Source organism: Deinococcus pimensis DSM 21231 (assembly GCF_000519345.1).
In the GTDB taxonomy this organism is placed as follows: Bacteria; Deinococcota; Deinococci; order Deinococcales; family Deinococcaceae; genus Deinococcus_A; species Deinococcus_A pimensis.
The window spans coordinates 41,314-48,231 of sequence record NZ_KI912648.1 but is presented as its reverse complement, the minus strand read 5'-3'; the positions used below and the strand labels follow the sequence as shown (position 1 = coordinate 48,231).

At 70.0% G+C, this 6,918-nt stretch carries 5 protein-coding genes; 3 read left to right on the top strand and 2 right to left on the bottom strand.

Annotated elements, in window-relative coordinates; all coding sequences use genetic code 11:
- Positions 1–625, top strand: a 625-nt coding sequence (locus tag DEIPI_RS0113785) for a hypothetical protein (protein WP_211238295.1), incomplete at its 5' end; no start/stop codon positions are given.
- 64 nt (positions 626–689) lie between these two features.
- Positions 690–2,483, top strand: coding sequence for a M3 family oligoendopeptidase (locus tag DEIPI_RS0113780; protein ID WP_045234324.1), 1,794 nt, complete (start codon positions 690–692; stop codon positions 2,481–2,483).
- A 72-nt stretch (positions 2,484–2,555) separates the two neighbouring features.
- On the opposite strand, the gene DEIPI_RS0113775 is transcribed toward DEIPI_RS0113780, so the two are convergent.
- Positions 2,556–5,588: an NHL repeat-containing protein gene (locus DEIPI_RS0113775; RefSeq protein WP_157463655.1), complete on the bottom strand. Its 3,033-nt coding sequence runs from the start codon at positions 5,586–5,588 to the stop codon at positions 2,556–2,558.
- A gap of 60 nt (positions 5,589–5,648) precedes the next feature.
- A complete protein-coding gene (locus DEIPI_RS0113770; RefSeq protein WP_157463654.1) occupies positions 5,649–5,981 on the bottom strand; it encodes a hypothetical protein in 333 nt (110 codons plus the stop codon).
- A 137-nt stretch (positions 5,982–6,118) separates the two neighbouring features.
- Here DEIPI_RS0113770 and leuB point away from each other — a divergent pair.
- Positions 6,119–6,918: 3-isopropylmalate dehydrogenase (gene leuB, locus DEIPI_RS31115; protein ID WP_045234332.1), on the top strand; the 800-nt coding region annotated here is incomplete at its 3' end.

Genomic DNA, 6,918 nt, shown 5'->3' with positions numbered 1-6,918 from the left:
GACGCGGCGTTCGGCGGGCGGCTGCCTGCCCGCACGCACGGCGCCCCCGTCGTCGTGGAGCGCCGCCGCGCTTCACCTCCGTCGGCGCTGGCGGAGCCTCGCGGTGTTCACGTCGGCTCAGCTGATCTGGGGAGCGCTGCCGCTCGTGAATCTGCCCCTGTGGACGCGCGCCGCTTCGTCCGCGTCGTTCGGGCTGTACCTGAGCGTGGGCATGCTGTCCGGCGCGCTGGCGAGCGCGGCCGTGGCGCGCTGGTCCGTCTGGCGGCCGTCGTGGCTGTGGACGGCGGCGGCCCTGATGCCGCTCGCGCTCGTCTCGCTCGGCGTCTCGGACGCGTCGGTCGGGACGTTGCTGACCTTCTCGGCGGTGTTCGGCGTGCTGAGTGCCGTCGTCGGGACGGCCTGCACGGCGACGCTGGTCGCGTCCGCCGATGCCTGCGCGGGCCGCGTGCAGGGTCTGCTCTCCGTGCTCGCGGCGGGGCTTCGGCTGGCGGTCCTGGAGGGGACCGGGGCGCTCGGGATCGTGGGCCGTGCGGACCTCGTGGCGGTCGTCGCGGGTCTGGGCGGTACCCTCGTGCTGCTCGGGGGGTTGCTCCTGCCCGAAGCGGATGACGTGTCAGGCACGTGAAGTGAGCGCCCGCTAGGCCATGTCGCCTAGCGGGCGCTTCCGTTGCGGGCGCTACACTCCCCGCATGGACAACCTGCCTCGCTGGGACACCGCGTCCCTGTTTCCCTCCCTGTCCTCGCCCGAGTTCACGAGCGCCTTCGAGACCGTCTGCGAGGGCGTGAGCGCCCTCGTGGGCACGTACGACGAGCTGGGCGTCCGCGCGGGCGGCGGTGGCGAGAACGCGGCGGCGCGGCTCGACCGCGTGATCACCGAGACGAACGCGCTCCACGAGCGGCTCGGCGAGGTGCGCGCCTACATCCAGGCGTTCGTCACGACCGACTCCCGCGACGCCGAGGCGCAGGCCCGCGCGAGCGAACTGCAGGTCCGCACGGTGGCGCTCGGGCAGCTCGGCACGCGCCTGGAGGCCTGGGTGGGCGGTCTCGGCGGCGTGCTGGACGAGGTGATCTCGTCCTCGGACGTGGCGCGCGCGCACGAGTACGCGCTGCGCCGCGCCGAGGAGGGCGCCCGGCACCAGATGAGCCCCGCCGAGGAGGAGCTCGCGAACCTGCTGCGCCTCTCCGGCGGCGGCGCGTGGTCCAAGCTGCACGGGAACGTCACGAGCCAGATGCTGGTGGAGTTCCGCGGCGAGCGGCTCCCGATGTCCGCGATCCGCAACCTCGCGTCCGACGCGGACGCCGCCACGCGCCGCGAGGCGTACGAGGCGGAGCTCGCCGCGTGGTCGTCGGTGGAGGTGCCGCTCGCGGCGGCCCTCAACGGCATCAAGGGTGAACTCAACGTCGTCAACCGTCGTCGCGGCTACCGGGACGCGGTGGAGCCGACGCTGCCGCAGAACGCCATCGACGCCGCGACCCTCGCGGCGATGCAGGCCGCCGTGGAGGAGAGCCTGCCGGACTTCCGGCGCTACTTCCGCGCGAAGGCGCGTCTGCTCGGCCACGAGCGTCTCCCCTTCCACGACCTGTTCGCGCCGATGGGCACGTCGGGCCGCGCGTGGTCCTACGACGAGGCGAAGACCTTCGTGGTGGAGCAGTTCTCCACGTACTCGGAGAAGCTCGGGGCGTTCGCGGGCCGCGCGTTCCGCGAGGACTGGATCGACGTGCCGCCCGCGCCGGGCAAGCGGGACGGGGCGTTCTGCATGTCGTGGAGCGGGGACGCGAGCCGCATCCTGATGAACTACGAGCCGAGCCTCGACAGCGTCAGCACCCTCGCGCACGAGCTGGGTCACGCCTACCACAACCTCTGCCTCGCCGAGGCAGGGCGCACGCCCCTGCAGCGCGCCCTGCCGATGACGCTCGCGGAGACGGCCAGCATCTTCTGCGAGACGATCGCGGTGAACGCGGCGCTCGCGGGCGCCGAGGGCGACGAGAAGCTCTACATCCTGGAGACGCAGCTGCAGGGGCACGCGCAGGTCGTGGTGGACATCCACTCGCGCTTCCTGTTCGAGAAGTCCGTGTTCGAGGGCCGCGAGAAGCGCGACCTCAGCGCGGGGGAGCTGGGCGACCTGATGCTCGCGGCGCAGCGCGCGACCTACGGAGACGGCCTCTCGGACGACCTGCACCCCTACATGTGGGCGGTGAAGGGGCACTACTACATGCCGCAGCGCAGCTTCTACAACTACCCGTACACCTTCGGGCTGCTGTTCGGGCTGGGACTGTACGCGGTGTTCCAGCGTGACCCCGAGGCCTTCCGGGCGGGCTACGACGACCTGCTCGCCTCGACGGGCATGGCGGACGCCGCCGAGCTCGGCGCGCGATTCGGCATCGACGTGCGCGACGCGGCCTTCTGGCGCGCGAGCCTGGACGTGATCCGCGCGAACATCGACGAGTACGAGCGGATGGCCGCGAGCGCCGTGACCGCCTGAGGAGCGCACGGTGTACGGCAAGGAGGGCCTCCGAAGACGAGGCCCTCCTTGCCGTTCTTTCGCAGGTCGAGCTCAGGGGACGAGTTTCGTGAGCCACGCGCCGTCGCTGCTGCCCCAGCCGTACCACAGGCCAGTCCCTGCGGCGGCAGCGAAGCTACCGCCGAACGATCGCTCGGGTTCGTACGCGTTGACGACCTTGAATGTTCCGGCGGTCGGATCGAAGAGCAGGGCGTACGACGACGACACCGTCCAGATCTTGCCGGTGGCGTCCCAGAGGAGGTCGTCGACGGAGTACGAGGAGTAGGTCTGCGCGGACGGAAGCGCGTAGGAGTTGGCGGATTCGGCGCCCAGAACGTACTTGGCCAGGCGGGCGCCCGCCGAGGTGTACCCGTAGACCCAGACGAAGCCGTCGCCCGGCAGGAAGCTCGAGATGTTGCTCATCCCGGGCACGGTCGCCGTGGTGGTCACGCCGGTGTTCCCGTTCACGCGGGTCACGGTGGAGGTGTATCCCGAGGAGCCGTACGACGAGGTCACGACGTAGAGGTTGCCGTCCGGTCCGAGCTTGACGGGACCGCCGTAATAGGAGGAGGGAAGGGTGACGAGGCTCGTCTCGGACGATGTCGAGGTGTCGTAGCGGTAGAGCGCGGCCTGACTGTAGCCGGACGCATAGTACACCCGGCCCCTGGCGTCCACCTGCACGGCGGACGCCGACCGGGGCAGGTTCCAGATGGTCTTCTCGCCGGTGGCGCGATCGATCCTGACGACCGTGTAGACGTACGCGTAAGTGGGACTGTAGACGTACGTGCTCGACGTGTACCAGATGTTGCCGTCGCCTCCGGTGGTCGCGTCGACGTATCCGGCGTCGACGGTGACCTTGAGGTTCGAACCTCCCGACACCACCTTCACGAACGCTCCCGTATTCGATGGGTCGAAGACCCAGGGGTTGCCGTCCCCGTCGAGGAGGGTTTTCGAGACGGAGGTGGTGCGCGTCGCCAGACGTCGGGGGCGGGAAACGAGCGTGAAGTTCGCGGAAACGGAGACGTCCGTGGCGGTTCCGACGAGCTGGACGTCGGTGCTCCCGACGGTTGCGTCGACGCTCGCTGAGATGCCGAGGTTCACGGTGATCTCGCCGTTCGAGGGAACCGCGACGGTCGTGGCACCGCTCAGCGTGACTCCTGCGGGCAGCTCCACGGCGCTCAGGTTCACGTTTCCGGAGAACCCGTACTTCGAAGCGACGGTGACGACACTCTTCGTGGTTTCGCCCTGATAGACGGGCTTAGGTGCGATGGAGACCGTGACCGTCGGCGCGAGCACCACCAGGGTGAAGGGCACCTCGGCGCGGACGCTTCCGCTCGTCCCGACGAGCTTCACGGCGTAGCTTCCCGGTGTCGTGCCGAGTGCCGCGTTGAACGTCGGGTAGAAGCTCGTGGAGCCGTTCCCCACGTTGACGACGGGTGAGGACACGCTGACGCCCGATGGAGCGCCTTCGAGCGTCAGCGTCACCTTGCCCTGGAATCCGTCGTACGCGTCGACGTACGCGTAGGTGTTCTGATTGGACTCACCGGGCCCGATTGTGAGCTTGCCCGTACCGTTGTAGAAGCCGGAGAAGTAGAGGTCGAAGCCTGAACGCTGCACGTTGAGGGTCAGGCTCGGCGTGGAAGTCGCCGCGCCGGACCGGAAACGCAGCGTGCCGTAGCGAATTCCTCTCGCGGAGTCCGCCGACGCGCTGACCGTGAAGGTCCTGGTGGAGCCGAGGGCGCGCAGGCCCAGCGCGCCGATCTTCCCCTCGGAGGACGCGGCCGCGATCGTGCCGTCGGACTTCACCTCGAAGGAGGTGGGCGAGACGGTGATGCCGGGGACGGGCTGCCCGAGGCCGTCGACGTAGTCCACGTTGACGGTGCCGGTGAAGTCGTTGAAGGTGCTGATGGTGGCGCCGACGGTCGTGCTGCCCCCGGCGGGTACGGACAGGGAGCCGTACGGAGCGTCGAGGCCGACGTTGAAGGAGCCCGACGTCTTAGTGAAGGCGAAGGTGCTGGCGGTCACGACGGGTGACGTCGTGTACGTGACGGCGGTGACGTTGCCGTCCGCGTCGACGGCGTCCACGTGGATGCGCACGACGTTCCAGCCGGTACGAAGGCGCAGGTTGACGCTGGCGCGCACGGGGCCGCAGCCGGTGACGCCGGTGGCGGTGCCGGGGTGGTCGGCGTAGATGCGGGTGAGGGTCTCGCTGCCGACGCCGCTCTTGATCGTGACGTCGTTGGGCCGCTCGACCGCGAGCCCGTAGTTGATCGATCCGTCGGTGGCGACGTAGTACACCGGACCGAACTCGCGGTACCGGACGTTGTCGGTGACGGTGAGCCCGCCGCAGCCGAAGTACCGCAGGTCGTTGAGGTCGTAGGCGTTCATGACGGGCGGCAGCTGCAGGTCGAAGCGTCCGTCGGTGCCCACGGTGGTCGTGGAGTACGGGCTTGAGATGGTCTTGCCGCTCACCCCGGTCCAGGACTGGAGGGTGCCCTGAAGGTGGTCACCTGGAATACCGGCGTCGAGGTAGGTGAGCGTCGCCGTGCCGGTACCGGAGGTGAGGTCGACGACGGCGGGCTCGGGTTCGAGTCGGCCGCCGACCGCCTGGGGCGTGACGGTGACGCTGGTGCGGGGCAGGTCGTTCAGGACGAGGTCTCCCGTGACGTCCCCGCCGTACAGCACGGTACTGCCGGCCGTGACGAGCACGGGCGCGCGGTCCACGCCCTTGACGGACAGGGTGAGCGCGGCGCGGTCGACCTTGACGTAGGTCAGCGTGACGGCCGCGTCACCGCCGCTCAGGTCGGCCTGGCGCACGGCGGGGGTGGTGTACCCGGCGATGTCCGCGCCGGTGACGGTATAGGCGCCGCGCGGGAGTCCGCTGAACGTCTTGCTGCCGGTGACGTCACCCGCGAGGGGGGTGATGCCGGAACCGGAGACGGAGACGAGGGTCGTGGGGACACCCGTGACGTTCACCGTGAGGTTCGCCGTGGGGACGGTGGGGGCGCCGGGCTGGCTACAGGCGCCGACGATCGCCGCCAGTGGCAGCAGAGCGACTGCTCTTAATGTTTCTGAGAGAGTATTCATCAGTCTCAGCAAGAATAGCGGTGCGGCGACCTGGAGGCGTCCGCAAGCTCGTGGTCGTTCTCATCTGGGGTAGACGAACACGAGGGTGGCGTCGCCCGCGCGCAGGTCGGCCTGCTGGGCGGGCGGGACGGCCGCGGCGCCGCGCGCCTGGGGCGTGACGGTGTACTCTCCAGGCGGGAGCGAGGGGATGACACGGGTGCCCGCGACGGTCTCGAAGAAGGGTTCGGCGGTGCCGGTGACGACGAAGTCGGCGGCGGTGACGCCCTCCACCCGGAGGGTGAGGGTGCGTTCGGCGCTCTGAACGTGCAGGGTGGCGGTGGGAGCGCAGGCGGTGACGACGGCGGACAGCGCGAGCAGCGCCACCGTCACACGAGAAGACAGTGTGACAGTCATGAGAAATATGATGACATGTGTGCGGTTTTTCATGGTGAGCAGGACCGCATCCAACGTCCGTTCGTGCCGCTCGCGGGGGCATCCGGTAGCATCCGTCCAACGCAGCCGCGCCCGTCCGGCACTGGAGGTTGGAAGACATGAACAAGCACGTGATCGTTCTGCCCGGCGACGGGATCGGCCCCGAGGTGACGCGCGCCGCGACCAGGGTCCTGCGCGAGGTGGCGCCCGACGTCCGGCTCGAAGAGCTCCCCATCGGCGGGCACGCCATCGACGAGGCGGGCGTCCCCTTCCCCCCCGAGGTGGAGGCGAAGGTGAAGGCCGCCGACGCCGTGCTGCTCGGCACCGTCGGTGGACCGAAATGGGACGCCCGGCCGCGCGCGAACCGTCCGGAGACGGGTCTGCTCGCGCTGCGCGCCGCGCTCGGCGTGTACGCGAACCTGCGGCCCGTGCGGGTGCTTCCGGGGCTGGAACACCTCTCCCCCCTGCGGCCCGAGCGGGCGCGCGGCGTGGACGTCCTCATCGTGCGCGAACTGCTCGGCGGCGCCTACTTCGACCCGGCGCGCGGACGCACCGACACGGAGGCCCACAACACCATGCGCTACACCCGCGGCGAGGTGGAGCGCGTCACCAGGGTGGCCTTCTGGGCCGCGCGGCAGCGGCGCGGGCACGTCACGAGCGTGGACAAGGCGAACGTCCTGGAGGTCAGCGAGCTGTGGCGCGAGACGGTCACGGCGCTGCGGGACCGCGAGGCGCCCGCGATCGGCCTGCGGCACGAGTACGTGGACAGCGCCGCGATGCTGCTCGTCACGGACCCCACCCGCTACGACGTGATCCTCACGGAGAACCTCTTCGGGGACATCCTCTCGGACCTCGCGGCGGTCCTGCCGGGCTCTCTGGGCCTGATGCCGTCCGCGAGCCTCGGGGACGGGCCGGGCCT

Excerpts from the sequence above, each read along its gene's own strand:
- DEIPI_RS0113775 (WP_157463655.1), bottom strand. The coding sequence starts at position 5,588 with ATGAATACTCTCTCAGAAACATTAAGAGCAGTCGCTCTGCTGCCACTG.
- DEIPI_RS0113780 (WP_045234324.1), top strand. The coding sequence starts at position 690 with ATGGACAACCTGCCTCGCTGGGACACCGCGTCCCTGTTTCCCTCCCTG.
- DEIPI_RS0113770 (WP_157463654.1), bottom strand. The coding sequence starts at position 5,981 with ATGACTGTCACACTGTCTTCTCGTGTGACGGTGGCGCTGCTCGCGCTG.